This is a genomic window from Bacillus sp. JK106, assembly GCF_053663355.1.
Window position 1 is genome coordinate 323,847 of sequence record NZ_JBSJQC010000002.1, and the last position, 24,990, is coordinate 348,836.

Here is a 24,990-nt window from a genome sequence, read left to right on the forward strand (position 1 = left end):
GAAGGGAAGAAGAAAACAGCGATGGGAAAAGGATTGAACGGGAAACGGATTGCCATCGGCGGTTCGAGGAAAACAGAAGAGATCACAAAATTAATAGAAAAGCAGGGCGGAACGGCAGTCATCCGTTCCCTCCAAGGAACCGTATACCTGGCGGAGGATCAAATGGAACCCGACGTAAGAACATTTGCCGAGCAAAAAGCCGACTGGGTGATATTCACCACAGGCATCGGTACGGAAACGTTATTGTCGGTATCGGAAAAAATCGGTCTGAAAGAAGAATTTTTAGCGGCCGTTCATGAAGCGAAAATCGGCTGCAGAGGCTATAAAACATATGCGGCCTTAAAAAAGCTCGGCATCACACCGCATGCCTCAGATGAAGACGGTACAACAAGAGGGCTGATCCGCTCCTTGGAACGATTTGACTTTAAAGATAAAAAAGTCATGATACAGCTTCATGGCGAGAAAGCGCCGGTTTTAACGGAGTTCCTTGAGAAAAACGGAGCGGAGGTATTCCCTGTTCTGCCGTATCAGCATATTCCGCCTGAAAGAGAGACGGTCGATAAACTGCTGGGAGAGCTGTTAAACGGAGAGGTCGATGCCGTATGTTTTACGACAGCCATTCAAGTGCGCTCTCTCTTTGATTATGCAAAAGAAAAAGGATCCGCAAAGGAATTGCAGCAGGCATTCGAAAAACACGTGCTTGCCGCCGCAGTCGGCAAAGTGACGGCTGAAGCGATCCGGGATGAAGGGGTAAAGAGGGTCCTTGCTCCGGACATTGAGCGGATGGGAGCGATGATTATTGAATTATCCCGTTACTATGAATCTCTGACCTTGTCATGAACCACCATTCAGCAGGGAAAAAGCTTACGCTTCCCTGCTGAATTTTTTTAATTGCCAGTGTTCCGTGAAAAGGGAAGGATATGTCAAGGCGCTGAGTATGATACATGTAAGAAGAGCGGAGGCCATCGTTGTAAAAACGATCAGCAGCTGAAAGCGCACCGCCTGTATCGGATCAGCCCCCGCTAAAATCTGCCCCGTCATCATGCCGGGAAGCTGAACGAGACCCAATGTTTTCTGGCTTTCAAGCGTCGGGATCATACTGAGCTTCATACTGGACGTCAATATCTGCCGGACGGCCTGCTTAGGCGTTCCTCCAAGAGAGAGAATCAGCAGGATTTCTTCTTTCCGCAGGTCTGCTTCCGAACTGATCCGGCTTAAAAACAGGCTTGAGAGCACCATGGAGTTTCCGATGACCATGCCGCTTATCGGAATGACATATCTTGAAGTGAACGGAATGATGTGAAGGGTCAGTAAAAGTCCCTGCGTCACGGTTTCCGCGATTGCCAGTGTCAGAAAAACGCGCCAAAATGAGCCGATCCGCATTTTTTTCCGTTTGGCGACATTGTGCGAAGCGGCCGTGAGCATGAGAAGCACCATTAATATGATAAATATCGGGTGATCACCGCGAAAAATCAGCGACAGCACATAGCCGATGATGAGAAGCTGAATGACGGCCCTGACGGTTGCGACGATCATATCCTTTTCGACGCCGGCTTTAAAAGATTTAGACAGGAATAAAGCGATAATGACAAATATACTTGTTAGTAACAGTGAAAGATCATTCATATCAGCACCCGCTCCCTTGTAAAAGCGCCCGGGCCTTTTCGTGTTTCGGTTCCTTAAAGAACGTTTTCGTTTCCGCGGTCTCTAAAAGCCGTCCCTCAGCCATAAACCATACCGTATCGGATAATCGTTCCGCTTGTTCAAGGTTATGGGTGATCCACAGGATTGTCAGCTGTTTTTGCCGATGGAGTTTCGTAATCAGTTTCTCAATGGTGAGAACGGATGAGGGGTCGAGCGCCGAGGTGATTTCATCCAGCAGCAGGATGGACGGCAGTCCGGCGAGAGTTCGCGCTAATGAGAGCTTCTGCCGCTGACCTCCGGATAATTCCTTTGCATTCCGATCCAGAAGCCCGCGCGGAAGGTCTGTAAAATCTGCGAGCTCTTCAGGGGTATAGTGCTGCGCCCCGTGGAGTTTTTCTGCGAGCAGAAGGTTGTCCCGCACCGTGCCCTCCGTGACGGGAGCTGATTGAAATGCAAGGCCCGCGGTTTTTCTGAGCTCCCTGATATCCCAGCGCCTTATTTCTTTTCCGAATACAAGCACTTCCCCTTCATCAGGTGTATTCATCAGATTGCAAAGTGACAGCAATGTGCTTTTTCCCGCGCCGGAAGGCCCTATCAACGCCGTGATAGAACCTTTTTGAATATGTCCGGTTACACGGCTCAGGACATCAAAGGACGTATTGTTTTGTTCAAAGCGTTTGCCGGCTGACAGAAAAGATATTGCCGGAATTTCTTCTTTCATATAGGATGACACCTTTCGTAAAAAATCAGGAACCGGTGAGATTGGCTGACGTTTGCTCCGCCGTTTTCTGGTCTGTCTGCCGGGAAGCGAATGTATGCATGACCATTCCCCCAATAATAATGAACAGTCCGGCAAATGAAAGAAGTGACGGAAACGCTGCGGATAAAAAGACGATTTCGCCGATCAGTGCAAAAAGAACCTCTCCGGACTGCGTCGCTTCAACAGCAGCGAGCTTCTGCGGCTCATTCCTCACCATATCGGTGGCGCGGAAAAATAATACTGTTGCGATAACGCCCGAGCTGAGTGCGACGATAAAGGATTGGAATGTCTGTCCCATTGAGGGAAGCCCGTCTCTATACCAGCCGAAAGCGGCGATCAAAAGCCAAAACGGAAGGCTTGCGAGCGTCATGCCGAGCACCCGCTGAAACGTATCGAGTTTTCCGCCGTATTGTTCCAGCATTTTGCGGTTGCCGAGCGGATAGGCAAAAGCCGCGATGACGACCGGCGCCACGCTGAATAGTATCGTGCGGCCGGACAGAGAACCCGCATGCTGAAGCTGAATCAGCCCGGCTCCGATCAGGATGATGACGGAAGTAACCAGCGAAATCAGCGGGATCTTTTGTCTGACGGAAACCGGGCCCGCCGGTGAATTTTTTGTTTCGTAGAAAAACGGCGACAGAAGCACACCCGCGACAATTGTAATCTGCCACGTGCCGGCGATCAGCCAGCCAGGCCCATATGCCGCCGCAAACGTAATCGGGGCATAAAAAAGCACGAACCCGGTAAAACTCCACTTCAGCCAAAAAAACGGTTTTTTCCGGATTTCATGCCAGAGCGGCGCCCATTTTCCTTTCGCATAAACGATCAAAAATAAAAACGGAATCATAAAAAGAAAACGCAGGGAAGAGCTCCACATCCAGCTTCCGCCGGAAAGCTCCATCGCCCTGTTTAAAATAAATGTGACTGCAAAAAACAGAGATGCCAATATTCCGATCACGATGGCTTTCATTAAATCCCTCATTTTGACACATATTTTTTTATACTATACTATTCACCGGCAGGCTTCGCAATGGAATATGAGAAAATAGCGTTTTAATAAATGATGAATGGGAAACAGACATATACGGAGGTGAACACAATGCAGAAAGAGGATATTCAAGTGCTTTATTTCGAAGATGACGGCCGCATTCCGAATAACCCGAATCTTCCGCTTGTTATTTATAAAGCGGTATTTAATGAAGAAACGGTACAGAAAGCAGAGTCCGTCCTCAGCCGGCACGATTGGTCGAACAGCTGGACGGGCGGAGTATTTCCGTATCATCATTTTCACAGCACCACGCACGAAGTTCTTGTCGCGGTAAAAGGAACCGCGGTTTTGAGGTTCGGCGGGGAACAAGGGGCGGACGCCGTTCTTCAAACGGGAGACGCAGCGGTCATTCCGGCCGGCACCGGACATAAAAAACTGTCGGGCAGTTCTGATTTTACCGTGATCGGGGCTTATCCGGGCGGCCGGCAGTACGATACAAAAACGGAGAAAAATGATAGAACTTCAGAAGAAATCAGCCGCGTCCCGCTCCCGGAATGTGACCCCTTTACGGGAAAATCGGGCCCGCTTTTAAAATTGTGGGAAAAATGACAGGGGAAAAGCGGACGGTCTGTAAAAAAATAGCCTAAAAGAAACGTTATTACACCCCCGCCATATAAATAATTTCATAAACGAAACAATTCACGTTCAAATTTTGTTCAAAAAGTGTTATTATATAAGAGTAAATCAAATTGGGGTTTTTTATGTTTGCTATTTTCAGAGAGGAAAAAGAAATTTTGACTTATTCAATTGTTTTTGTTGATATAAAAATAATACTGGATATGGCAAAGTGAAAAACTGGGTAGTAAACATTTATTTTTGTAAATGATTGTGCATGAATTCACAATCTTGCTTTTTCATGCTTTTCTGCATGAAGGGGGAAAGGCTACCCTTTCCAAAAAAATCAGCATACTGCTTATAGTAAAGGAGAATCGGATATGCCAGAAACAATCGATCAAACAAATGCATCTGTCAGCCAAGGCCAACGCGATCTTATTGATCAGCTGCTAAAACCTGAAGTTCAAGAATCACTGACTGTTTTAGTGGATCAGCTTCCAAAACTGACTGAGTTAGTAAATATTTTAACGAAGTCTTATGATTTTGCACAGTCTGTAGCGACAGACGAAGTATTGAAGAGCGATACAGTGGGTGCGCTTACAGAAATTCTTGAGCCGGTGAAAGAAACAGCGAAAGAAGTTGCGGCTACTGCGATCGAAGCAAAAGACCGCGCGGATGCAAGCAATGAAACGATCGGACTTTTCGGCCTGCTGCGCATGCTGAAAGATCCTCAAGCTCAAAAGCTGTTCCGTTTTGCTAACAGCTATCTTGAAATCATGAACGAAAAACAAAAATAATCTCAGATTCAAATTGATATAAAGGACGGAGGATATACGATGTCAAAACATATTGTCATTTTAGGCGCTGGTTACGGCGGAGTTCTTTCTGCTTTAACCGTTCGCAAACATTACAGTAAAGATGAAGCACGCGTAACCGTTGTGAACAAATACCCGACTCACCAAATCATTACGGAACTGCACCGCCTTGCAGCAGGCAACGTGTCTGAACAGGCTGTTGCTATGCCGCTTGAAAAACTTCTGAAAGGAAAAGACGTCGACATTAAAATCGCAGAAGTCAATTCTTTCTCAGTTGATAAGAAAGAAGTTGCCCTTTCTGACGGTTCTAAGCTGACTTATGACGCGCTTGTTGTCGGACTTGGTTCTGTTACGGCTTATTTCGGCATTCCTGGACTTGAAGAAAACAGCATGGTGCTGAAATCTGCTGCTGATGCCAACAAAGTATACAAACACGTGGAAGACCGTGTGCGTGAATACTCTAAAACGAAAAACGAAGCTGATGCAACAATCCTTATCGGCGGCGGCGGCTTAACAGGCGTCGAGCTTGTCGGTGAGCTTGCTGACATCATGCCGAACCTTACGAAAAAATACGGCGTAGATCCGAAAGAAATCAAACTGAAATTAGTAGAAGCAGGTCCGAAAATTCTTCCTGTTCTTCCTGATGACCTTATCGAACGCGCGACAAAAAGCCTTGAAAAACGCGGCGTTGAGTTCTTAACAGGTCTTCCTGTTACAAATGTTGAAGGAAACGTTATTGATCTGAAAGACGGTTCAAAAGTCGTTGCCAACACATTTGTATGGACAGGCGGCGTACAAGGCAACCCGTTAGTCGGCGAATCCGGCCTTGAAGTGAACCGCGGCCGTGCGACGGTTAACGATTTCTTACAATCTACTTCTCACGAAGATGTATTCGTTGTCGGAGACAGCGCTGTATACTTTGCGCCGGACGGCCGTCCGTACCCGCCGACAGCGCAAATCGCTTGGCAGATGGGTGAACTTGTCGGTTACAACCTGTTCGCTTACTTAGAAGGAAAAACGCTTGAAACATTCAAGCCTGTAAACTCTGGTACGCTTGCAAGCCTTGGACGTAAAGACGCGGTTGCCATCATCGGAGCGAACTCTACTCCGCTGAAAGGCCTTCCGGCATCTTTAATGAAAGAAGCAAGTAACGTACGTTATTTAACACATATCAAAGGATTATTCAGCCTCGCTTACTAATCCTTAAGATCACACAGAAGACATTGCCGGACTTTCTCGGCAGTGTCTTTTTTTGTATGAAAATGTTAACGGATACAATTTTCTGAAAAATAAAATAAAAATGATTGATATGTGAGAAAGAGGAAGCTAAAATAAAAAAGAACCATTTTGTTAACGTTAACATTTTTTAAGAGGGAGGATGAGAGTGTGAAAGCTTTTATGGGTGATGACTTTTTACTGGATAGTAAAACGGCCGTAAAGCTGTACCGGGAATACGCAGAAAACATGCCGATCATTGATTATCACTGTCACTTAAGCCCAAAGGAAATCTATGAAAATAAAACCTTCGCAACCATTACGGAGGCATGGCTTTACGGTGACCACTACAAGTGGCGGATCATGAGGGCCAACGGCATTGAAGAGCGCTGCATTACCGGAAACGCTTCAGATGAAGAGAAGTTTTTCGCCTGGGCAAAAACGGTGCCGATGGCGATAGGCAATCCGCTGTACTGCTGGACGCATTTAGAGCTGCAGCGCTGGTTCGGCATTTATGACGTATTGAATGAAAAAACGGCCGCGGCAATTTGGAAAAAAACGAATGAGCTCCTGCAGGGAGACGGGTTTGGCGCAAGGGATCTCATTCTGAAATCAAATGTCAAAGTCATTTGCACAACCGACGATCCTGCCGATGCGCTGACATACCACGAACTGTTGAAAGAAAGTGATTTTCCGGTTCAAGTGCTGCCCGGATTTCGGCCTGACAAAGGACTGGACATCAGCAGCCCGGGTTTTGCCGATTGGGTCCGGTCGCTGGAGAGCGCTTCCGGAATGGCTGTCACCACCTACCAATCGTATTTGGATGCGTTGGAATCCCGCGTCCGCTTCTTTCACAGTGCCGGGGGAAGAGTGTCGGATCACGCATTAGATCAAATGGTTTATGCCGAGACGACCGAAGAGGAAGCGGCCCGGATTTTTGCCGCCGGATTAAGCGGAGAGCATGTGTCTTTTGAAGATGAAAAGAAATTCAAAACACGGACGCTGCAATATCTTTGCGGTCTTTACGCCGAACTGGACTGGGCGATGCAGTTCCATATTAACGCGTTAAGAAATACCAATACAAATAAGTTCAGCAGCCTCGGTCCTGATACGGGATATGACTCGATTAATGATGAACGTATCGCAAAACCGCTTGCCCGGCTGTTAGATTCCGCCGAAAAAAAGCGGCAATTGCCTAAAACGATTTTGTATTCTCTGAATCCGAATGACAACTATATTATCGCCAGCATGATCAACAGCTTTCAGGATGGGAAAACACCGGGGAAAATTCAATTCGGCACAGCCTGGTGGTTCAATGACACGAAGGATGGAATGCTTCAACAAATGAAAGCGTTATCAAACACAGGCCTGTTCAGCCGTTTTATCGGGATGCTGACGGATTCAAGAAGTTTCCTGTCCTATCCCCGCCATGAATACTTCAGGCGGCTTGTCTGCACGCTGATCGGCGGCTGGGCGGAACAAGGCGAAGCGCCCTGCGATATGGAGCTTTTAGGGAGGATTGTCGAGGGAATTTGTTACCGGAATGCTGAGGAATATTTCCGCTTTTAAAAAATGGAATGAAAGAGGTGGCCTATGAGTAATGTGCCTGTCGTGACAGCACCTGCCGCAAAAGTGAAGGAGCATAAGCTGAGTCTGAAAGAAAAAGTATCCTATGGTTTCGGAGATTTTGGGAACGGATTTATGTTTGATCTCGGGCAGATCTATTTGCTGAAGTTTTTCACAGATGTCGCAGGCATTCCGGCAGCGTTCGCCGGCAGTATTTTTTTGGTCAGCAAGCTGTTTGCGGCTTTGACTGATCCGATTGTCGGCTCGGCCATTGACTACAGAAAAAAGATCGGACCCCGGGGGAAATTCAGGCCGTACTTATTATTCGGAAGTATTATTCTTGCGGTCATGACCGTATTGATTTTTGTGTCACCGGACGTGAGTGTCACCTGGAAGCTTGTGTACGCCTATGCTTCTTACATGCTGTGGGGGGTCGCTTATTCTTTCGTCAATATTCCGTACGGCTCCCTCGGTGCAGCCATTACACAGGATGCGGAGGACAGAACGGCGCTTTCCGCATTCCGCCAGATCGGCTCTCTCGGCGCGCTGCTCATTACAAGTGTCATCGTCATCCCGATTCTCGTTCATTTTGATAACGTTCACATCGGCTACCCGGCAGTTATGGGAATGATGGCCGTAATCGGAATCGCGGGATTTATGATCTGCTACCGAAACTGCAAAGAAAGAATTATCGTCCGTGAAGCGCCGAAAGAAAAGCTGTCCGTCATGTCGGTTTTCAAATGCTTTATCGGCAACAAACCGCTTCTGACTGTCGTTTTCATGACGATTTTCTCAATATCGGCATACAACATTAAATCCGCTATGCTTGTTTACTTCGCCCAATACAATCTCAACAATGCGGAGCTGATGTCCTACATGAGTTTTATCATCATCGGTTCTTCATTTTTAGGTGTGTTGTTTATGCCGAAACTCGTCAAACGCTTCGGAAAAAAGCAAACAGTGATGATCGGTTTTGCCGTCAGCGCCGCGGCTGATGCGCTGAATTTCTGTCTCCCGTCAAATGTATATATCTTTACGGCGTTAGCGAGCATTGCTTTTATCGGGATCAGCATACCAAACGGCATTACGTGGGCGCTTGTGTCGGACATTATTGATTACGGAGAGTGGAAGACGGGTGAACGGAAGGAGGCGACGACATATTCGCTTTTTAACTTCTCCAGAAAACTCGCCCAATCTTTATCAGGTTTTCTTTCAGGCATCGGGCTGAGCGTTATCGGCTATATCCCGAATGCATCTCAGACAAAAGGCACGTTAATCGGGATTAAAGGGCTTCTGCTGCTGTACCCGGCTTTCGCTTTAGCGTGCGCCATGCTGATTATCGGTTTAATGTATAAACTGACGGACCGGCAGCATGCCGAGCTCGTTCAGGACTTACATCATGCAAAACCTCAACTTTAGTGATTTTATGGACTGTCCGTTAATGGTACAATAGAAATAAATGCCAGCATACAGAAAGAAAGGAAAAACGATGGTAACCATAAAAGATATCGCAAAACTCGCCAACGTATCCCACACAACCGTATCCCGGGCACTTAACGGCAGCCCCCACATTAAAGAGCATACAAAACAGAAAATATTAGAGCTCGCTTCACAGCTGAATTACACACCGAATGTAAATGCAAAAAGCCTTGCCATGCAAAAGTCCCATACGATCGGACTGTTTTTTACAAGCATCACCAACGGAACCTCACACAGCTTTTTTTCCGATACCATCAAAGGTGTAAACCGCACAATCAGTGAGGAATACAATTTGTTCGTCCGCGCGATTGACGATCTGAAAAGCTTTGAAACCATTACGCCCATGAGATATGACGGAATCATTTTAATGAGCCAAAGCGACAGTGATAATTCATTTATTTATCATATCCGCGAGAAAAACATCCCGCTCGTCGTGCTGAACCGGGACATTGATGACCGGAGCATCACGAATATCCTGTCAAACGATAAAGAAGGCTCCAGACAGGCGGTCGACTGCCTGATCGCAAACGGACACAGAGATATCGCGATCATTGAGGGAAAGGAAGGATTCAGGTCAACTTCTCAGCGGAAAGAAGGCTATTTGACATCTTTAATTGATCATTCTATCCCGATTAAGCATGAATACAGTGTAAAAGGCCGCTATGATATGGAAAGCGGCAGTCAGGCGATGGAAAAACTCTTGGCGCTTCAATCACCGCCTACGGCTGTTTTTTGTTCAAACGATGATATGGCGATCGGGGCGATGAATACCATTTTCGCCAAAGGCCTGAACGTTCCGGAAGATATATCCGTTATCGGGTTTGATGACATCGGCATTTCCCAATACATGACGCCGAGGCTTTCGACAGTAAAACGCCCGGTTGAAAAAATCAGCATACTCGGCGCAGAGAAGATTTTGGCGCTTATCACCGACCCGGATACGGCGGCGGAAAAAATATACGAAAACACCGAGGTGATGATAAGAGATTCAATTAAAAAACTCACATAACGGCCCGTCTGAATATCCGGGTTTTCGTACGGGGAAATGTTAACGTGTGCATGAATGCAGAAGGAGGCGGACAGCTTGCGGCAGCTGAATAAAAAGATGTGCGGTGAATACATTCAATATCCTGAAAAAGTCCTTCAGTTCGGCGAAGGCAACTTTTTGCGGGCCTTCGCTGACTGGCAGATCGATCAATTGAATCAATTGACGGATTTTAACGGAAGCGTGGTCGCCGTACAGCCGAGAGGCTCTGAGAAAATAAAACGTTTAAACGAACAGGACGGTTTGTTTACGCTTTTTTTGCAGGGGATAAAGGACGGAAAACCGGCTGAAGAACACACGATCGTCAAATCCATCAGCCGCGGCATTGATCTTTTTTCTGACTATGATTCCTTTAAACGGCTGGCAGCACAAGAGGATCTTCGTTTTATCATCTCCAATACGACAGAAGCGGGAATTACGTTTGAGAAAGGCGACCGGCTTGAGGATAGACCTCAAAAAACATTCCCTGGGAAATTAGCGGCGTTCCTTTATTTCCGCTATAAGGCATTTGCGGGTGACGCCGAGAAAGGGTGCATTGTGCTTCCATGTGAACTGGTCGAAGAAAACGGACGGAAACTGAAGGCGGCCGTGCTTCAATATGCCGGGCTGTGGGAGCTGGAGCCTGATTTTACTCAATGGATTCATGATGCGAACATCTTCTGCAATACCCTCGTGGATCGGATTGTTCCGGGATTTCCTGTTGATACCGCGGAAGAACTTACCGATTTTCTCGGATACGAAGACCGTCTGCTTGTGGTCGGTGAGCATTATTATTTGTGGGTGATAGAAGGGCCGGAACAGCTTCAGAATGAGCTTCCTTTTGCTGATGCCGGGCTGAACGCACTGATCACGTCTGACCTTACGCCTTACAGGACAAAAAAGGTGAGAATCTTAAACGGCGCTCATACGGCATTGGCGCCAGTGGCTTTATTATACGGACTGCTAACCGTCCGGGAAGCGGCTGAGCACGAGGTGACGGGCAGATTCATCGAAGAGCTGATCAATGAAGAAATCCTTCCCGTGCTGCAAATGGAGGGTGTCACCCAGTATGCGGCAGATGTGTTACACCGGTTTAAAAACCCTTATATCCAACATTATCTGCAAAGCATCACCCTTAACGCCGCCGCGAAATTCAAAACAAGAAACCTGCCGACGCTGAAGGCTTATATCGAACAGGAGGGCCGGCTTCCTGAGAGGCTGGTATTTTCATTCAGCGCCATGATCTATTCATACTGGAACGGGCTGAACAAACCGGCAGATGGCGAGGAGGTTCTGAACCGTTTTCAAATGGCGCGGTCCCGTTGCAAAGATGATATGTTTCAAGCGGCATTTTCTATATTAGGAGAAGAGCGATTGTGGGGAAAGAATCTGAACCATCTTCCGGGGCTGACTGAACGAACGGCTTTTTTTCTCTCTGTCATTCATAAGCGGGGGATGAAGCATGCGTTACATGAATGCTGCGGCAATAAGGGGGGAAGTGAAATGAAAGAGGTCATAAAAATCCATAAAAACGATAACGTGCTTCTCGCTATGCGCCATTTTAACAAAGGGGAGCGGCTGCATACAGACGGACTGACGATTGAAGTGAAGGACCTTGTAAAGCGGGGGCATAAAATCGCGCTGCAAACCATTGAAGAAAACGGCAGCATCATTAAATACGGTTTTTCGATCGGGCGTGCGACAAGGCGGATTTCGGCCGGCGAGCATATTCATACCCATAATCTGCAAACGAATTTATCCGATGTGCAAGAATACACGTATTCACCGCGCTTCGAGGACAATCCTTTTACAAATGAGAACCGGACATTTCAAGGCTACAAAAGAGAAAATGGTACATCCGGCGTTCGGAATGAACTGTGGATCGTGCCTACAGTCGGCTGCGTAAACGGCGTCGCTGAGAAAATCCTGCAGCGCTTCGTAAAAGAGGCGAAAGACATTGCCCCCTTTGACAATGTGCTGGTTTTAAAACACCAATACGGCTGCTCCCAGCTTGGCGATGATCATGAGAATACGAAACAAATACTGATTAACGCCATTCGCCATCCAAATGCGGGCGGTGTGCTGGTTTTAGGGCTGGGCTGTGAAAATAATGAGCTGGCGGCAATTAAGGAAACGCTTTCTGAAGTGAACGGAGATCGGTTGAAATTTCTCGAATCACAGGCTGTCACAGATGAAATTGAAGCGGGGACAGCGCTTCTTAAAGAGATACACCTTGCGGCAAAGGGAGATAAACGTGAGGAGATTCCGCTGTCAGAATTGAGCATCGGATTGAAATGCGGCGGGTCGGACGGTTTTTCCGGCATCACCGCAAACCCTTTATTAGGGAGATTTTCAGATTACTTGATTGCACAGGGAGGGAGCACGGTCTTAACGGAGGTGCCTGAGATGTTCGGCGCTGAGACGATTCTCATGCAGCGTGCGGCGAGTGAAGAAGTGTTTCATAAAACAGTCCGATTGATCAATGATTTCAAGCAATATTTTATGAAGCACGAGCAGCCGATTTATGAAAACCCGTCACCAGGGAATAAGGAAGGCGGCATTTCAACGCTCGAAGACAAGTCGCTCGGCTGCACCCAAAAAGCCGGTCTTGCACCGGTTTCTGATGTGCTGACATACGGTGAAACACTGAAAACAAAGGGATTGACACTGCTCAGTGCGCCCGGCAATGATTTAATCGCTTCTTCAGCGCTCGCCGCGGCTGGCTGTCACATCGTGTTGTTTACAACCGGAAGAGGCACGCCGTTCGGCACATTTGTCCCGACTGTGAAAGTATCAACAAATACCGATTTATTTCAATCAAAACCGCATTGGATTGATTACAACGCGGGGAGATTGGCGGAAGATGAAACAACAGAAGATCACATTGTAAGAGATTTTATTCAATACATTATTAACGTTGCAAGCGGACAATTCGTCAATAACGAAAAAAACGATTTTCGGGAGCTTGCAATCTTTAAGTCCGGTGTGACGTTATAAGAGAAAAGGCGATCTGACAACAGACCGCCTTTTTTAGATTAATTTTATCCCGCTGATTAAAATAATCGCCGCCATCACAAACTGCAGCGGGCGCGGTGAGAATTTCGGCGAAAAGAAGCTGCCGAGAAGCACACCCGGCACAGAGCCGATCAACAGATTCAATACAAGCAGGTAATCGACGCTTCCGAAGCTTGCGTTTAACAGACCGGCAACAGTTACGAGCAGAAAGGCATGTGCGATATCCGTTCCCACCACTTCTGCCGTTTTCATTCTGAACAGGTATAACATGGCGATCGCAAATAATGAGCCGGACCCAATAGATGTCAGGCCGACGATGAAGCCGAAAATGACGCCGATCAGTATCATGAGTGTCCGCTTTTCTTCAAGTGTTTTTTGCTGCCAGCGGTTCGGCCGCAGTTTTTTATCGAAAAAAAGGCGGGCGATAATGGAAATAGCGACAAGGGTCAGCACGTAGCCGAGCGCCTGTTTGATAATCTGCTCCTGATGCTGGTGAAAAGCGGGAAACAAGTGAAGAATACCGATGGCGGCTGTTGCGCTGGGAATGCTCCCGAGCGCCAAGTAGCCGACAAGTTTAAATTGAACGGTGCGCTGCTTCCAATGAGAAACGACACCGAACAGTTTGGTGATGGAATTATATAAAAGGTCAGTGCCGACGGCGATTGAGGGGTTGATCCCTAAAACGATCAGTAAAGGAGTCAAAAGCGCCGCTCCTCCCACACCCGTCAATCCGACCAGCGTTCCGACAAAGAAACCCATAAACACAATGCTTACAGTCATCTGTGTGCCTCCTGAATAATCCTACTATTTTTATCAGATTATATATGATTAAGAGGCGGTAATCAATTAAATTTTCGGAAAATTTTATACAGAACAAAAAAATCCGCCTGCCTGCTGTTATTTCGCAGATCGGCGGATGATGGCCGGATTATGATTTTTGCTGATAAAACGGAAGTTCCGTGTGGCCCATTTCTCTGACATACACGAAAAGATTGCCTTTATGATGAATTTCATGCTCCATGGCAAGCTGAAGGAGAGCCGCGCCGGTTATTTTTCTGCCGAAAGAGGCAGTCAGGTCAATTTCGCGGTTCAGCTGCTCTTCAGTCAGCTGTGACAGGATGTTTGTCGTTTTTTCAGTACATGCTTCAGCCAGTTTGACGAGGTCTGTTTCCGCTTCTTCTTTCGGTTTGTTCTGGATAGCTGATCCGTTTCCGTCGTTAATGACGTTTGCAAACATAAGAAAAGAATAAACGATGTGTTTTACAAGTTCCTGAGCGGACATTGATGTCTCCGCCGGCTTGTAGTCGTAATGCTCGCGGCTGATTTTTTCCGCCAGCTCAATCGTCACGTTTCGATGTGACAGAAAGTGGCTGACCAATTGATTTTGTGCTGTCATGTGAAAACCCCCATTTAATACAGAATAAAAGCTGCAAGGATATGCTATATCAACGGCACGGAAGAAACAAGCAATAAGCTTGTGATGAAGATAAATCGTTGCGGATATCCGAAATTCGACAATTGCGGTCTTTTTGCGTTCTTCTTTTTCTAGCAATTATGATAAAATATGACATATCTCGGTCATTCCAAAAGGGGGGATTTATTGAGGATGAAGCAGACTATTCCGTCCTCTTTTGTCGGGCTCAAAATTAATGAATGGTATACCCATATCCGGCAGTTTCACGTCCTTGAGGCGGAGCGCGTCAAACGTGAAGTAGAGAGAGAGATTGAGGATATGGAAGAAGATCAGGATCTGCTGCTGTATTATTCATTAATGGAATTCAGACACCGCGTCATGCTGGATTACATCAAGCCCTTAAAGGAGGACCCTTCTCAGCCTGAGTTTTCAGAATTATTGGAAGACATTGAAGGCAACCAGTATAAACTGACAGGACTGCTTGATTACTACTTTAATTTTTTTCGAGGAATGTACGAATTTAAACAGAAAATGTTCCTAAACGCCATGATGTATTACAAACGGGCTGAAAAAAACCTTGCACTCGTTTCTGATGACATCGAGAAAGCTGAGTTTGCTTTTAAAATGGCCGAGATTTTTTACAACCTGAAACAAACCTACGTCTCCATGAGTTATGCCGTTCAAGCCCTTGAAACGTACCAATCGTATGAGACGTACAACGTCCGCAGAATCCAATGTGAATTCGTTATTGCAGGGAATTATGATGACATGCAGTATCCAGAAAGAGCATTGCCCCACTTAGAACTTGCTTTAGATCTTGCAAAACAAGAAGGCAATCCCCGTCTTATCAGTTCAGCCTTATATAATCTCGGAAACTGTTACGAAAAAATGGGAGACCTCTCTAAAGCAGCCGAATATTTTGAGACATCCGTTTCCATTTGCAGGTCAGAAAAGTTCGATAATCTTCCGCATTCTATTTACTCATTAACACAGGTTCTTTATAAACAGAACACTACAGCCGAAGCAGAGAAGCAATATCGCCTCGGGCTCAGTATCGCCCGCGAATACAATGATGAATTGTTTGTCAATCTGTTCCAATTTTTGCATGCGTTATACGGCAAGGAAATGGATAACGCATCCGTCAGGCACACGTTTGATTTTCTGGAAGAACACATGCTGTATCCGTATGTGGAAGAATTGGCGCATGACGCTGCCAAATTTTACATGAAACACGGACAGCCTGAAAAAGCGCTCACGTTTTATGAAAAAATGGTGCACGCCCAAAAACAAATCCAGAGAGGAGATTGTCTATATGAAATCTAAACTATTGTCAGGATTGCTGCTTGTTGCTGTCGGGTTCAGCTTTACACAGGTGATCGGCCATGAAAGCCATTTGGAAAACCAAGCGGACGGCACATTCCATATTGCCGCGCGCAACCAAACATAACATAAAGACCCTTCTTTGGAAGGGTCTTATTTTTTGCATGCGTATCCATTCCATTTTTATCCGAATGCAGGGTCTATATACTCAGTTATCTGTCCTACGAATGCCACCTATTGATGAAAAAGGCATAAGGAGAGATGAAGAGTGGGGATTGAAGTGAAAAAACGGCTCGTATCGGCTGATAAATATGCGTTAAAATGTCCGAATCCGATGACGCCGGAGTATATTACCATTCATAACACGGCAAACGACGCATCCGCCGCTAATGAAATCAGCTATATGACGGGAAACAGCGAATCAACGAGCTATCATTTTGCGGTTGATGACAAAGAAGTGATCCAGGGAATTCCGTTGGACCGGAATGCCTGGCATTCGGGAGACGGCACGAACGGCACCGGAAACCGAAAGTCGATTGCTATAGAAATCTGTTACAGCAAGTCAGGCGGCGAACGGTACAGAGCCGCAGAAGAACTGGCGATTGCGTTTGCGGCGCAGCTTTTGAAAGAACGGGGCTGGGGGATTGACAGAATCAGAAAGCATCAGGACTGGAACGGAAAGTACTGCCCGCACCGCATTTTGTCTGAAGGCCGCTGGGATGAAGTGAAGGCGAAGATTGAAAAGAAATTAAGCGGAAGTATGCCGGCGAAAAAAGCCTCTATTTCTTCTTCTGCGTCTGAATACCATGTGAAAAAAGGCGACACCTTATCGGAAATCGCCGCATCGCACGGTGTCAGCGTAAAATCGCTGCAAAGCATCAACCATATCACCGATCCGAATCACATTACAGTCGGACAAGTGATCAAGCTCGCTCAGACTGGTTCTTCTTCAAAAAGTCAGGCTGTGTCTTCCTATCCGCTTCCATCCGGTGTGATCAAAGTGACGAAACCGCTGACGAAAGGGACAAACGTAAAACAAGTGCAAAACGCTTTATCCGCTCTTTATTTTTATCCCGATAAAGGAGCAAAAAATCATGGGGCGGACGGCGTTTACGGCCCGAAAACGGCAAATGCCGTAAAACGTTTTCAATCCGTCAGCGGATTAACGGCAGACGGAATTTACGGCCCGAAAACGAAGGCGAAAATTGAAGAAAAACTGTAATCAAGAAAACGGAAGCTCCCCGGGCTTCCGTTTTCTTCTTACATACAAACTGCGGCAAGGGCCTTTTGAATATCATAAATGCTTTCATCTTTTTTAAACTGCTTTGAGACAGCGGGAAGTTCCGCGCCTGAAATCCAAATTTTCAGCTCTGAATCAAGGTCAAAGCGGCCGGCGGTTTCTACGCTGAATCTGGAAATGCTCTTGTACGGAATGGATTGAATCTCCGTTTTCTTCCCCGTTAGTCCCTGTTTATCAACAAGAATAAGACGCTTATCCGTAAAGACAATGATATCTCGGACAAGCTTAAATGCGGCGTTGACATTCTCGCCTTCCAGCAAAATACGGGCCAGTTCTGCTTTTGCTTCAGCCGTCGATATTGTCGACGCATTGCCCAGCAATCCGTTGATGAACCCCATAATATCTCCCCCCTGATACGTATTCTATCAAATCATACTATAAAAAGGTTTCCATTCCCAGATGAGTAAAGTAAACTGGTGCTGACTGGAAAAGGAGAGCATGTTACACATGAAAGACAGATATGACAATTTCGCAGCCCTTTCCGCTGCTGAATCGGAATACAGAATTATTTATGAAGAAAAAGAGGGAAGTAAATGTATCGTCCTCGCACCCCACGGCGGCAGGATTGAGCCGGGTGTCAGTGAGCTGGTGCAGGCATTTTCTGACCAAAGCTCAATTTATTTATTTGAAGGGACGAAGCGGTGCGATAACCGTTCTCTCCACTTGACAAGCACACGCTTTGACGAGCCTCTGGCTTTAGAAAAAGTGACCGCCCATCATTACGCATTGGCTTTTCACGGGTATTATGATCTGAAAAAGGCAAATACACTCGTCGGGGGCGCGGATCTGGAAAAAGCAAGACTGATTTGTGATCTGCTGCGTGAAGCGGGGTTTGATGCCGAGCTGACAGAGAAGAATGATCGGCTGGCAGGTGTAAATCCCGGCAACATTGTCAATCGGACAAAAAGGAAAATGGGACTGCAATTGGAAGTGAGCACGGCGCAGAGACACGCGCTGTTCAGCAATTTTGGCTGCCGGGGAGAAAAATATACGCCAACCGATCTGTTTTTTCGGTATGTAGAAACCGTGAAGGCCGGTTTTTATGATAAATGAACAGGGGCCCGTTCTTACATTCACTGGAGCTAGGCGGCGCATGAAGTGCTTGGCGGGCAGCACGGTGATTACAGCGTCATGATGCAAAAACCTTTCCTCCGATGTCAAAATGATGACATTCTGCCGGCTGCGTTTTAAGCCGGCGGAGAATCGCTAATTTTCAATAAAATACGGCGTTTTTTCTTCAGCGGCATGCAAGTGTGTCTGTCCGCTTCCATAATACACATTCGGCCGCTTGTCGGATAACAGACAAGCGAGCCGCTTCTGAAATTGAATACCTGCTTTACGCCGTTCAAACAGCTCGAGCCTTTTTTCCGCAAATGATGCCGTCACCCGGAAAGCGGCTGCGATTAAAATAACGGCGTGGCTCCTCCGCTGGGGAAGCTCCATGTTTAACAGCATAAAGGTCGGCACACAGAAGTGGTACATAAAATGGTTGGCCTGAAATTCCTGCAGTTCCCTGAACAGCTTGTTCATATGAAAATGGTTCCCGGTATGCTTCAGCACATGGCACAGTTCGTGCGCAAAATCCTGCCATTGCTCTTCGGGTGACTTTTTTTGATTCAGGACGATGCTGTACATGCCGTCCCGCTTCAGCATCATACTGTGCGTATCTTCAAAATGAATCCAAATGTCAAGCTCCTTGGCAATCATCTGCATATCAATATGGAGAGGGGCGGTCATTCCCATGCGGCAATATAAGTTTTTGACGTATTCCTCAAGATGTGTTAAAAAATCGCCCAATTGAATACACCCTTTCGAACATATGTTCTTTTTTAAGCGAGAAAGAAAAGCCCTGATCGGACTTTGAATCAATTCCCTTTTCTTTTAAAAATAAACATTCAGCTTTTATATCGGCTGAACGTTAAGCAGTTTAAAGGAAAAGAGCGGATTATTTATGTTTCGGCCTGCGGTTTTTCTCTTTTTCTTTTAAATAATTAATGAATTCAATGGCCTGCTGCTTGCTTTCCGGGGAAAAGTCCTGCATGTCCCGATATGCGATCTGCAGGTCGGGATCGGCAAACATGTCTTCATCTGAAGGTTCTTTTCCGGTTAACAAATAATCAGTCGACACTTTGAAATAATCCGCAAGCTTTTGCAGCGTGTCGTAATCGGGTTCAGATCGGCCGTTTTCATAATGAGAATATCTGGCGCGCGAGACACCGATATGATTTGCGACTTCTTCCTGCGTTTTCTTACCTCTGAGACTCTTTAATCTTCCGCCTATCATCCGAAATGACCTCTCTTTTTTCAACACCCTAAGTTACTTATGATTATAGATACAAAATGTATCAAAAGAAAGGGATGATAAAAAAAGTATCAAAAAGGTCTTGATGATACGAAATGTATCGTATATAATCAACATCATAGGGATACAAAATGTATCAAAATACGATAAGAAATTGATCAGGAGGGTGAGAGATGCAGGCGATAATCATCCGTTTCAGCAGCAATCCGGCTGACCAGAGATGTTTAGGAAAAGCAGGCGGTTCGATATCTTTTACCGCTTGCGGACTACCGGTATTCCGATTTGATAACCGATTGCAGTATGAACGCTATATAGGTCTGAAGAAAAATGGAGATGTCCCTTATGAATCGTAAAAGCTGCCCGTTTTTCATCTATTCCGGATTATTGAATTCAGAACATTATGACAAAATAGGGTCCGCCATTTGGCTGTTTTTATGGTTCATCAGCTCAACGACAAAGGAACATGTAAAAGACGGCGTAAAGTGGGGGATCGTCCTCGGACATAAGCCCGTAAAAGCAAGAGAAATGGCCGATGTATTCGCGGTCAGCGAAAAAACCGTCAGGCGGTGGCTCGAGAGCTTGGAACAGCATGATTATATCAAAACCGTCCGCGCCCCTTACGGACTCATCGTCTCCGTAAAGCACTCGAAAAGATTCACGCCGAAAAAGACATTGACCCGTCCGGAAGTTACAGACCGGACAATATCGGCGGATCACCGGGACAAAAATGTCCGGAGAGAAATAGATATAACAAAAAATCATACTGCTGAAGAAGCGATTAACGAAATTGCCGCCCATTTTATCAGATTAAGGTCTGCGCAGGAGGGGCGGAGCGTATACCCGTCGCCCCGGGATTATCAGGCCATCGCCCGTATTGTTTCCCTCGGTGCGTCAGCACAAGAAGCAATCAAATGGCTCGGCGAATGCTTTACCGCTTTTGAACAGCGGCGCACCTCTTCAGCTGAAACGATCAAGGCTTTCAGCTATTGCGCCAAGTTTATGGAAGACCGCTTGAATGCACGAATTGCGGGAAGGACAATCACAACAAAAAAAGAGAGGAATACGATACATGACAAAACGAACGATCGAGCAGATACTGGCCGACCTGAAAAACGGAAAACGTCCATTACTGGCGGACAGACCGGAAGAATCAGACGAAAGCCGCTTTGACTGCCCGCTCTGTAAAGATCAGGGCGGTTATCTCAAAAACCAGCTGGGCATGGAAGTGTGGGTGAAGTGCCGCTGCGCCGCCGAACGAAAAGTAGAACGCATTCTCGGCGCAAGTGAAATTACAGATGCCTTTCGGAAGCTGGATTTCAAAGGATTTATCACGCGGGGCAAGCCTCAGGCAGTCGTCGACGCATATGAGTGCGCCCTTGAATATGTTGAGAACTTCGACAAGGTGAAAAACTGCCGGAAAAACAGCATTGCCCTTTTAGGGCGTCCGGGATCGGGAAAAACCCATCTTTTGACCGCTCTCAGCAATTATGTCATGAGACAGAAGCAGACACCGGTGCTGTATTTTCCTTTTGTTGAGGGCTTTACGGATTTAAAAAATGATTTTGATCTGCTTGATGCAAAGCTTGGCCGTATGAAACAGGCGGATGTGCTTTTTATTGACGATCTGTTCAAACCGCTGAACGGAAAACCCCGGGCGACCGATTGGCAGATTGAACAAATGTACGCCGTCGTGAATTACCGCTATTTAAATCATAAGCCGGTTCTTATCTCGAGCGAGCTGGCCTGTGACGGATTGGTGCAGGTTGATGAAGCCTTGGGCACAAGAATTTATGAGATGTGCAGCGATTATTTAGTCATCATTAACGGCAATTCATTTGACGTAAACCACAGATTAGAGGGGGCGAGATAATGTGTAAGCTGTGCGGGCCGAAGAAGGTCATTGTGATGGAAACGGGTTTCGGCGCTGTCTTTCACCCTTGCCCGAACTGCAAAACAGGCACTGATTTAACGCCGGTCATTAAACGGCTTGAACGAATGGTTCAAGACGCAAAAGCGAGGCTTGATGCACGTGTGTAAATATATCAAATGGCTTTTTTGCCTGCTGTTCAGGGCAAAACGGATAGAAAAGCAAATTGAAGCATGGCATGAGGCTGATGGAAAGTGAGGATCACCATTGCAAGAAAAACACAGCCCCGCTCCATGGCGGGCCGTACACAGCGGAGAAGAAAAACCCATTTACATTTATTCCGCTTACAGCGAAGCGGATAAAGAGAAGTTCCCTTATTCAAACGGAAGGCTCATCGCGGCCGTTTTCAACTTAAGTTCATACTCACAGCAGATCAACGCGGCATTGATGGCGAAAGCCCCGGAACTCTTTGAGGCGGCCGAGACGGCTCTCCGCCTGCTCCGGGGAGAAAGTTCTGAAGAAAAAGAAGCGTTCATAAATAAGCTCGGAAGCCTCATACATGAAGTGAACATTTTGAAAAAGACGGAGGACGTAAAACATGAATCCTAAAAAACTGACTGACATTGAACATACAACATTAAAAAGCCAGCTGGAAGAAGGCAAGGTTCGGGTGATTATAGTAGACGGACTGAAGAAGGAAGCATGGCTCGCCGAAGCGCCGGAGCACGGCAAAACGCTTGTCGAAACGCGAAAAGGGGATCTGGCCCGGGTCGAATATGAAATCGGCTTTAAATTGAATTAATCGAAAAAAACAGAATACGTCCAAGACGGAAAGCCTGCGGACACTGATCAATCGCGCACATGCTGCGCATTGGTTGGTGTCCTTTTTTTGTTCCGAAAAAGAGGAGGATCTACATGGAAGACTTACTATTTGAATATAAACGCACGCTGAAAGAGACGAAAAAGTGGTACAAGCAGCTGGAGGCAGCCGATGAAACGGTGCTTACTTCAGAAGAACTGAAAGATAAAAAAATCATCAGAACGATTATTACAGATTTGGAGTATGTCATCGAATGGCTTGAAAAAGGCCGGCAGCCCGGCATAAGAAGAGCGATAGACCGCAGAGACGCTTATCAGAGAATGCTCATTAAAGATCCGAGAATCATAGAAACCTATTCGCAGGCGCTGATGTTTGAACCGTCCGCAAATGTGACTGAAGAAGACAGAATCAGACTGCGGGACGCATTAGCCGTTTTAACGGATAGAGAAAAAGAAATGCTGCTGCTCCACAAAGCGGAATGCTTTTCGTATGAACGGATCGCCGCCTTGCTGAATGTAAAGAAATCAACCGTACAAACGACGGTCAAACGGGCGCTTCTGAAAATTCAAAAACAGCAGGAACAAAGAAATCAATCGCCTGCTTCATAAGTTGTCATACGTTTGCCACCTAGAAGTGAATAGTAGATCACAAAAAGCGGCCCGATTAGAAGCCGCTTTTTATTATAGACAATCATGTCGGAGGTGGCGGTGATGCCGTAGCATGAAAAACGCAAAAAGAGAACAGGCATTTACAATCTATCAGTCTCATAAAGGCCGCATCACAAATCGCGCCCTTGCCGGCAAATCAGGCGTATCCGCAAGAACGATCGGCAGATGGAAAAAAGAAGGGCGCTGGGACGAGGCGCTTAATAAGAACGCGGAAAGCGGCGGAAAAAACACCCCGGGCGAAGGTGATGAGTTAAACGAACGCCAGCGGCTGTTTTGTCTTTATTATGTGAAAAGCTTTAACGCCACCCAATCTGCGATAAAAGCCGGGTATTCACCGGAAAGCGCGCATGTGACGGGAAGCAGGCTGTTAAAAAACGAAAAAGTCGCTAAAGAAATCAGCCGCATGAAAAAGGAAATGGTCAATAAAGTGTTTGTCGAAGCGATGGACGTTCTTCAAGTCTATGTGAAAATCGCTTTCGCCGACATTACCGATTATGTAACCTTCGGAAAAAAAGAGGTTCAGGCCTTCGGAAAATCAGGGCCGCTCTTTGACGAAAATGATAATCCGATTATGCAGGAGATCAGCTACGTTGACGTTAAAGATTCGCACCTTCTGGACGGAACCATCGTCACGGAAGCAAAACTCGGGAAAGAAGGCATTGCAATAAAGCTTGCCGACAAGATGAAGGCTCTTGAAAAGCTGTCCTTGTACTTTGACCTTTTCCCCGATCAATTTAAACAAAAAATCGAAAATGAAAAATTAAAGCTGGCTCAGCAGAAGATGGAAAAAACAGAAGACAGCCAAAAGCCGATTGACATTGTCATTACGCGGAAAGAGGAACGGTCATGATTGAAAAAGCGGTCAACCCGCGCTTTGAAGATTATTTGTTCAATTGGAATGAAACGTACCAATTTCTCGTTGGAGGCTACGGCTCGTCAAAAAGCTATCATACCGCGCTGAAAATCATCCTGAAGCTGCTTCGTGAAAAGCGGACGGCCCTTGTCGTGCGGGAAGTTTTCGATACGCACAGAGATTCTACGTTTGCCTTGTTTGAAGACATTATCGGGGAGCTTGAGCTGGGACATGCCGTAAAGGCCGTTTCTTCGCCGATGCAGCTGAGATTTTCAAACGGAAGCCGGATTATGTTTAAAGGGATGGACAACCCGGCCAAATTGAAATCCATTCATCATATTTCACTGATTTGGATTGAAGAATGCTCTGAAGTGAAGTATGAAGGCTTTAAGGAGCTGATCGGCCGTCTGCGCCATCCCGAGCTTTCGCTTCATATGATATGCACCACAAATCCCGTCGGCACCTCCAATTGGACGTACCGGCATTTTTTTCGTGATGAGCAAAACAAACGGTTCGTATTGGATGATCAGACACTGTATGAAAAAGGCACCGTCGTTAAGGGAGATACGTATTATCACCATTCCACAGCGTGCGATAATCTGTTTTTGCCGAAAAGCTATATTAAGCAGCTGGACAGCTTACGGCATTACGATCCTGATTTGTACCGGATCGCCCGCAAAGGACGGTTCGGCGTCAACGGCATCCGCGTGTTTCCGCAGTTTCAGGTCATGGAGCACAACGAAGTAACGGAGCGGATTGCTTCCATCAGGCGCCCCCTGTTTCGGACGGGCATGGATTTCGGTTTTGAAGAGTCATACAATGCGGTCATCCGGCTTGCCGTCGATCCGGATCAAAAAGAGCTTTATATTTTCTGGGAGTATTACAAAAACAAAATGACCGATGATCAGACAGCTGAGGAGCTTCAGGAATTGGCGGATCAAAAAGAGCTGATCAAAGCGGATTCGGCTGAGCCGAAAAGCATCCAATATTTCCGCAGGCAGGGATTTTGCATGGTTGCGGCCAAAAAGTTTCCGGGCTCAAGACTTCAGTATACAAAAAAGCTGAAACGGTTCAGACACATCTATTGCTCAGACAGCTGTGAAAATACGATCCGCGAATTGCAGAACTTAACGTACGCAAAAAACAAAAACGGTGCTCTGCCGGAAGATGAGTTTTCAATTGATCCCCACACACTTTCAGCCATTTGGTATGCGCTGGATGACTATGACGCGGCGGATCTGAAAGATGCATCACAAAAACGGAGACGTCCGAATCGGGAAAGGAGGAGATAGGCGTTGCCTAACTATCAAAACGTTAGAGCCACC

29 protein-coding genes and 1 pseudogene are annotated in these 24,990 nt (G+C 46.4%); 22 read left to right on the top strand and 8 right to left on the bottom strand.

Translation table 11 applies throughout. From position 1 onward, the window contains the following. Window positions 1-21 precede the first annotated feature (21 nt). Window positions 22-840, top strand: coding sequence for a uroporphyrinogen-III synthase (locus tag ACWJJS_RS07225; RefSeq protein ID WP_063636823.1), 819 nt, complete (start codon window positions 22-24; stop codon window positions 838-840). A 24-nt stretch (window positions 841-864) separates the two neighbouring features. Here the strand turns inward: ACWJJS_RS07225 and ACWJJS_RS07230 are convergent, their stop codons facing one another. The 3 genes from ACWJJS_RS07230 to ACWJJS_RS07240 are packed head-to-tail and all read right to left on the bottom strand — an operon-like array spanning window position 865 to window position 3,374. Then, window positions 865-1,626: an ABC transporter permease gene (locus ACWJJS_RS07230; RefSeq protein WP_017417582.1), complete on the bottom strand. Its 762-nt coding sequence runs from the start codon at window positions 1,624-1,626 to the stop codon at window positions 865-867. Between the two features lies 1 nt (window position 1,627). Then, on the bottom strand, window positions 1,628-2,365 hold the full coding sequence (locus tag ACWJJS_RS07235; protein ID WP_003154913.1) for an ABC transporter ATP-binding protein: 738 nt from the start codon (window positions 2,363-2,365) through the stop codon (window positions 1,628-1,630). Window positions 2,366-2,390: 25 nt separating this feature from the next. Beyond that, window positions 2,391-3,374, bottom strand: coding sequence for a DMT family transporter (locus ACWJJS_RS07240; RefSeq protein WP_182068794.1), 984 nt, complete (start codon window positions 3,372-3,374; stop codon window positions 2,391-2,393). 129 nt (window positions 3,375-3,503) lie between these two features. On the opposite strand from ACWJJS_RS07240, the gene ACWJJS_RS07245 reads away from it, so the two are divergent. The 8 genes and pseudogenes from ACWJJS_RS07245 (at window position 3,504) to ACWJJS_RS07280 (ending at window position 13,103) form a co-directional block, all read left to right on the top strand. Then, the gene (locus ACWJJS_RS07245; protein WP_071391968.1) at window positions 3,504-4,001 is read left to right on the top strand and encodes a cupin domain-containing protein; all 498 of its coding nucleotides are present in this window, start codon (window positions 3,504-3,506) and stop codon (window positions 3,999-4,001) included. Between the two features lie 386 nt (window positions 4,002-4,387). Next, window positions 4,388-4,804, top strand: a complete 417-nt coding sequence (locus ACWJJS_RS07250; protein ID WP_003154908.1) for a DUF1641 domain-containing protein — start codon at window positions 4,388-4,390, stop codon at window positions 4,802-4,804. A 39-nt stretch (window positions 4,805-4,843) separates the two neighbouring features. Then, window positions 4,844-6,022, top strand: coding sequence for an NAD(P)/FAD-dependent oxidoreductase (locus tag ACWJJS_RS07255; protein WP_003154907.1), 1,179 nt, complete (start codon window positions 4,844-4,846; stop codon window positions 6,020-6,022). Between the two features lie 186 nt (window positions 6,023-6,208). Continuing rightward, complete coding sequence (uxaC, locus tag ACWJJS_RS07260) at window positions 6,209-7,606, top strand: glucuronate isomerase (protein WP_172614613.1); 1,398 nt, start codon at window positions 6,209-6,211, stop codon at window positions 7,604-7,606. 24 nt (window positions 7,607-7,630) lie between these two features. After that, a complete protein-coding gene (locus tag ACWJJS_RS07265) occupies window positions 7,631-9,022 on the top strand; it encodes an MFS transporter (protein ID WP_049589350.1) in 1,392 nt (463 codons plus the stop codon). A gap of 70 nt (window positions 9,023-9,092) precedes the next feature. Continuing rightward, on the top strand, window positions 9,093-10,091 hold the full coding sequence (locus tag ACWJJS_RS07270; RefSeq protein WP_172614614.1) for a LacI family DNA-binding transcriptional regulator: 999 nt from the start codon (window positions 9,093-9,095) through the stop codon (window positions 10,089-10,091). Window positions 10,092-10,166: 75 nt separating this feature from the next. Beyond that, window positions 10,167-11,600: pseudogene (locus tag ACWJJS_RS07275) on the top strand (tagaturonate reductase); the annotation flags it as partial. Window positions 11,601-11,609: 9 nt separating this feature from the next. Continuing rightward, window positions 11,610-13,103, top strand: coding sequence for a UxaA family hydrolase (locus tag ACWJJS_RS07280; RefSeq protein ID WP_454023551.1), 1,494 nt, complete (start codon window positions 11,610-11,612; stop codon window positions 13,101-13,103). A 33-nt stretch (window positions 13,104-13,136) separates the two neighbouring features. Here the strand turns inward: ACWJJS_RS07280 and ACWJJS_RS07285 are convergent, their stop codons facing one another. Together ACWJJS_RS07285 and ACWJJS_RS07290 are read right to left on the bottom strand one after the other, a co-directional pair. Then, window positions 13,137-13,901 (bottom strand): sulfite exporter TauE/SafE family protein, encoded by a 765-nt coding sequence (locus tag ACWJJS_RS07285; RefSeq protein ID WP_015388360.1) that lies wholly within the window; start codon window positions 13,899-13,901, stop codon window positions 13,137-13,139. A gap of 148 nt (window positions 13,902-14,049) precedes the next feature. Continuing rightward, complete coding sequence (locus ACWJJS_RS07290; protein WP_017417598.1) at window positions 14,050-14,517, bottom strand: DinB family protein; 468 nt, start codon at window positions 14,515-14,517, stop codon at window positions 14,050-14,052. Window positions 14,518-14,721: 204 nt separating this feature from the next. On the opposite strand from ACWJJS_RS07290, the gene ACWJJS_RS07295 reads away from it, so the two are divergent. From ACWJJS_RS07295 to ACWJJS_RS07305, 3 genes are all read left to right on the top strand, one after another. Next, window positions 14,722-15,858, top strand: a complete 1,137-nt coding sequence (locus ACWJJS_RS07295; RefSeq protein WP_087920760.1) for a Rap family tetratricopeptide repeat protein — start codon at window positions 14,722-14,724, stop codon at window positions 15,856-15,858. Continuing rightward, the gene (locus ACWJJS_RS07300) at window positions 15,848-15,982 is read left to right on the top strand and encodes a PhrA family phosphatase inhibitor (RefSeq protein ID WP_003154881.1); all 135 of its coding nucleotides are present in this window, start codon (window positions 15,848-15,850) and stop codon (window positions 15,980-15,982) included. The genes ACWJJS_RS07295 and ACWJJS_RS07300 overlap by 11 nt, the downstream gene beginning before the upstream one ends. Window positions 15,983-16,123: 141 nt before the next feature. Further along, on the top strand, window positions 16,124-17,077 hold the full coding sequence (locus ACWJJS_RS07305; RefSeq protein WP_003154880.1) for an N-acetylmuramoyl-L-alanine amidase: 954 nt from the start codon (window positions 16,124-16,126) through the stop codon (window positions 17,075-17,077). 38 nt (window positions 17,078-17,115) lie between these two features. On the opposite strand, the gene ACWJJS_RS07310 is transcribed toward ACWJJS_RS07305, so the two are convergent. Beyond that, a complete protein-coding gene (locus tag ACWJJS_RS07310) occupies window positions 17,116-17,493 on the bottom strand; it encodes a PH domain-containing protein (protein WP_007610770.1) in 378 nt (125 codons plus the stop codon). Between the two features lie 109 nt (window positions 17,494-17,602). Between ACWJJS_RS07310 and ACWJJS_RS07315 the strand changes: the two genes are divergently transcribed. After that, window positions 17,603-18,208, top strand: a complete 606-nt coding sequence (locus tag ACWJJS_RS07315) for a poly-gamma-glutamate hydrolase family protein (protein ID WP_102421813.1) — start codon at window positions 17,603-17,605, stop codon at window positions 18,206-18,208. Window positions 18,209-18,361: 153 nt separating this feature from the next. On the opposite strand, the gene ACWJJS_RS07320 is transcribed toward ACWJJS_RS07315, so the two are convergent. Then, complete coding sequence (locus ACWJJS_RS07320; protein WP_003154873.1) at window positions 18,362-18,952, bottom strand: ImmA/IrrE family metallo-endopeptidase; 591 nt, start codon at window positions 18,950-18,952, stop codon at window positions 18,362-18,364. 148 nt (window positions 18,953-19,100) lie between these two features. Next, a complete protein-coding gene (gene xre / locus ACWJJS_RS07325) occupies window positions 19,101-19,439 on the bottom strand; it encodes an HTH-type transcriptional regulator Xre (RefSeq protein WP_003154871.1) in 339 nt (112 codons plus the stop codon). 191 nt (window positions 19,440-19,630) lie between these two features. Here xre and ACWJJS_RS07330 point away from each other — a divergent pair, with 191 nt between their 5' ends. The 9 genes from ACWJJS_RS07330 (at window position 19,631) to ACWJJS_RS07370 (ending at window position 24,957) form a co-directional block, all read left to right on the top strand. Beyond that, window positions 19,631-19,810, top strand: a complete 180-nt coding sequence (locus tag ACWJJS_RS07330; protein WP_104843288.1) for a hypothetical protein — start codon at window positions 19,631-19,633, stop codon at window positions 19,808-19,810. Then, window positions 19,800-20,627 carry a phage portal protein gene (locus tag ACWJJS_RS07335; RefSeq protein WP_167860068.1) on the top strand — a complete coding sequence of 276 codons (828 nt, stop codon included), beginning with the start codon at window positions 19,800-19,802 and terminating at the stop codon, window positions 20,625-20,627. Before ACWJJS_RS07330 ends, ACWJJS_RS07335 begins: the two co-directional genes overlap by 11 nt. Beyond that, window positions 20,527-21,327, top strand: a complete 801-nt coding sequence (locus ACWJJS_RS07340) for an ATP-binding protein (protein ID WP_167860069.1) — start codon at window positions 20,527-20,529, stop codon at window positions 21,325-21,327. Before ACWJJS_RS07335 ends, ACWJJS_RS07340 begins: the two co-directional genes overlap by 101 nt. Then, window positions 21,327-21,494, top strand: coding sequence for a hypothetical protein (locus ACWJJS_RS07345; RefSeq protein WP_095836059.1), 168 nt, complete (start codon window positions 21,327-21,329; stop codon window positions 21,492-21,494). The genes ACWJJS_RS07340 and ACWJJS_RS07345 overlap by 1 nt, the downstream gene beginning before the upstream one ends. Window positions 21,495-21,591: 97 nt before the next feature. Continuing rightward, the gene (locus ACWJJS_RS07350) at window positions 21,592-21,933 is read left to right on the top strand and encodes a hypothetical protein (RefSeq protein ID WP_039251797.1); all 342 of its coding nucleotides are present in this window, start codon (window positions 21,592-21,594) and stop codon (window positions 21,931-21,933) included. Beyond that, complete coding sequence (locus ACWJJS_RS07355) at window positions 21,923-22,126, top strand: XtrA/YqaO family protein (protein WP_003154859.1); 204 nt, start codon at window positions 21,923-21,925, stop codon at window positions 22,124-22,126. Before ACWJJS_RS07350 ends, ACWJJS_RS07355 begins: the two co-directional genes overlap by 11 nt. A 113-nt stretch (window positions 22,127-22,239) precedes the next feature. Next, window positions 22,240-22,752, top strand: coding sequence for a sigma-70 family RNA polymerase sigma factor (locus tag ACWJJS_RS07360; RefSeq protein ID WP_017417605.1), 513 nt, complete (start codon window positions 22,240-22,242; stop codon window positions 22,750-22,752). Window positions 22,753-22,864: 112 nt separating this feature from the next. After that, entirely contained in the window at window positions 22,865-23,662 is a 798-nt protein-coding gene (locus ACWJJS_RS07365; protein ID WP_025851819.1) for a terminase small subunit, read from the top strand. After that, entirely contained in the window at window positions 23,659-24,957 is a 1,299-nt protein-coding gene (locus ACWJJS_RS07370; protein WP_454023450.1) for a PBSX family phage terminase large subunit, read from the top strand. Before ACWJJS_RS07365 ends, ACWJJS_RS07370 begins: the two co-directional genes overlap by 4 nt. The last annotated feature ends 33 nt before the right edge of the window (window positions 24,958-24,990 follow it).

Bases quoted from the DNA above. Each gene is read 5' to 3' on its own strand.
- xre (WP_003154871.1), bottom strand. From the start codon at position 19,439: ATGATAGGCGGAAGATTAAAGAGTCTCAGAGGTAAGAAAACGCAGGAA.
- ACWJJS_RS07370 (WP_454023450.1), top strand. From the start codon at position 23,659: ATGATTGAAAAAGCGGTCAACCCGCGCTTTGAAGATTATTTGTTCAAT.
- ACWJJS_RS07225 (WP_063636823.1), top strand. From the start codon at position 22: ATGGGAAAAGGATTGAACGGGAAACGGATTGCCATCGGCGGTTCGAGG.
- ACWJJS_RS07265 (WP_049589350.1), top strand. From the start codon at position 7,631: ATGAGTAATGTGCCTGTCGTGACAGCACCTGCCGCAAAAGTGAAGGAG.
- ACWJJS_RS07310 (WP_007610770.1), bottom strand. From the start codon at position 17,493: ATGGGGTTCATCAACGGATTGCTGGGCAATGCGTCGACAATATCGACG.
- ACWJJS_RS07335 (WP_167860068.1), top strand. From the start codon at position 19,800: ATGAATCGTAAAAGCTGCCCGTTTTTCATCTATTCCGGATTATTGAAT.
- ACWJJS_RS07245 (WP_071391968.1), top strand. From the start codon at position 3,504: ATGCAGAAAGAGGATATTCAAGTGCTTTATTTCGAAGATGACGGCCGC.
- ACWJJS_RS07270 (WP_172614614.1), top strand. From the start codon at position 9,093: ATGGTAACCATAAAAGATATCGCAAAACTCGCCAACGTATCCCACACA.
- ACWJJS_RS07360 (WP_017417605.1), top strand. From the start codon at position 22,240: ATGGAAGACTTACTATTTGAATATAAACGCACGCTGAAAGAGACGAAA.
- ACWJJS_RS07300 (WP_003154881.1), top strand. From the start codon at position 15,848: ATGAAATCTAAACTATTGTCAGGATTGCTGCTTGTTGCTGTCGGGTTC.
- ACWJJS_RS07355 (WP_003154859.1), top strand. From the start codon at position 21,923: ATGAATCCTAAAAAACTGACTGACATTGAACATACAACATTAAAAAGC.
- ACWJJS_RS07290 (WP_017417598.1), bottom strand. From the start codon at position 14,517: ATGACAGCACAAAATCAATTGGTCAGCCACTTTCTGTCACATCGAAAC.
- ACWJJS_RS07285 (WP_015388360.1), bottom strand. From the start codon at position 13,901: ATGACTGTAAGCATTGTGTTTATGGGTTTCTTTGTCGGAACGCTGGTC.
- ACWJJS_RS07250 (WP_003154908.1), top strand. From the start codon at position 4,388: ATGCCAGAAACAATCGATCAAACAAATGCATCTGTCAGCCAAGGCCAA.
- ACWJJS_RS07230 (WP_017417582.1), bottom strand. From the start codon at position 1,626: ATGAATGATCTTTCACTGTTACTAACAAGTATATTTGTCATTATCGCT.
- ACWJJS_RS07235 (WP_003154913.1), bottom strand. From the start codon at position 2,365: ATGAAAGAAGAAATTCCGGCAATATCTTTTCTGTCAGCCGGCAAACGC.
- ACWJJS_RS07240 (WP_182068794.1), bottom strand. From the start codon at position 3,374: ATGAAAGCCATCGTGATCGGAATATTGGCATCTCTGTTTTTTGCAGTC.
- ACWJJS_RS07345 (WP_095836059.1), top strand. From the start codon at position 21,327: ATGTGTAAGCTGTGCGGGCCGAAGAAGGTCATTGTGATGGAAACGGGT.
- ACWJJS_RS07330 (WP_104843288.1), top strand. From the start codon at position 19,631: ATGCAGGCGATAATCATCCGTTTCAGCAGCAATCCGGCTGACCAGAGA.
- ACWJJS_RS07280 (WP_454023551.1), top strand. From the start codon at position 11,610: ATGAAAGAGGTCATAAAAATCCATAAAAACGATAACGTGCTTCTCGCT.
- ACWJJS_RS07340 (WP_167860069.1), top strand. From the start codon at position 20,527: ATGACAAAACGAACGATCGAGCAGATACTGGCCGACCTGAAAAACGGA.
- ACWJJS_RS07315 (WP_102421813.1), top strand. From the start codon at position 17,603: ATGAAAGACAGATATGACAATTTCGCAGCCCTTTCCGCTGCTGAATCG.
- ACWJJS_RS07255 (WP_003154907.1), top strand. From the start codon at position 4,844: ATGTCAAAACATATTGTCATTTTAGGCGCTGGTTACGGCGGAGTTCTT.
- ACWJJS_RS07365 (WP_025851819.1), top strand. From the start codon at position 22,865: ATGAAAAACGCAAAAAGAGAACAGGCATTTACAATCTATCAGTCTCAT.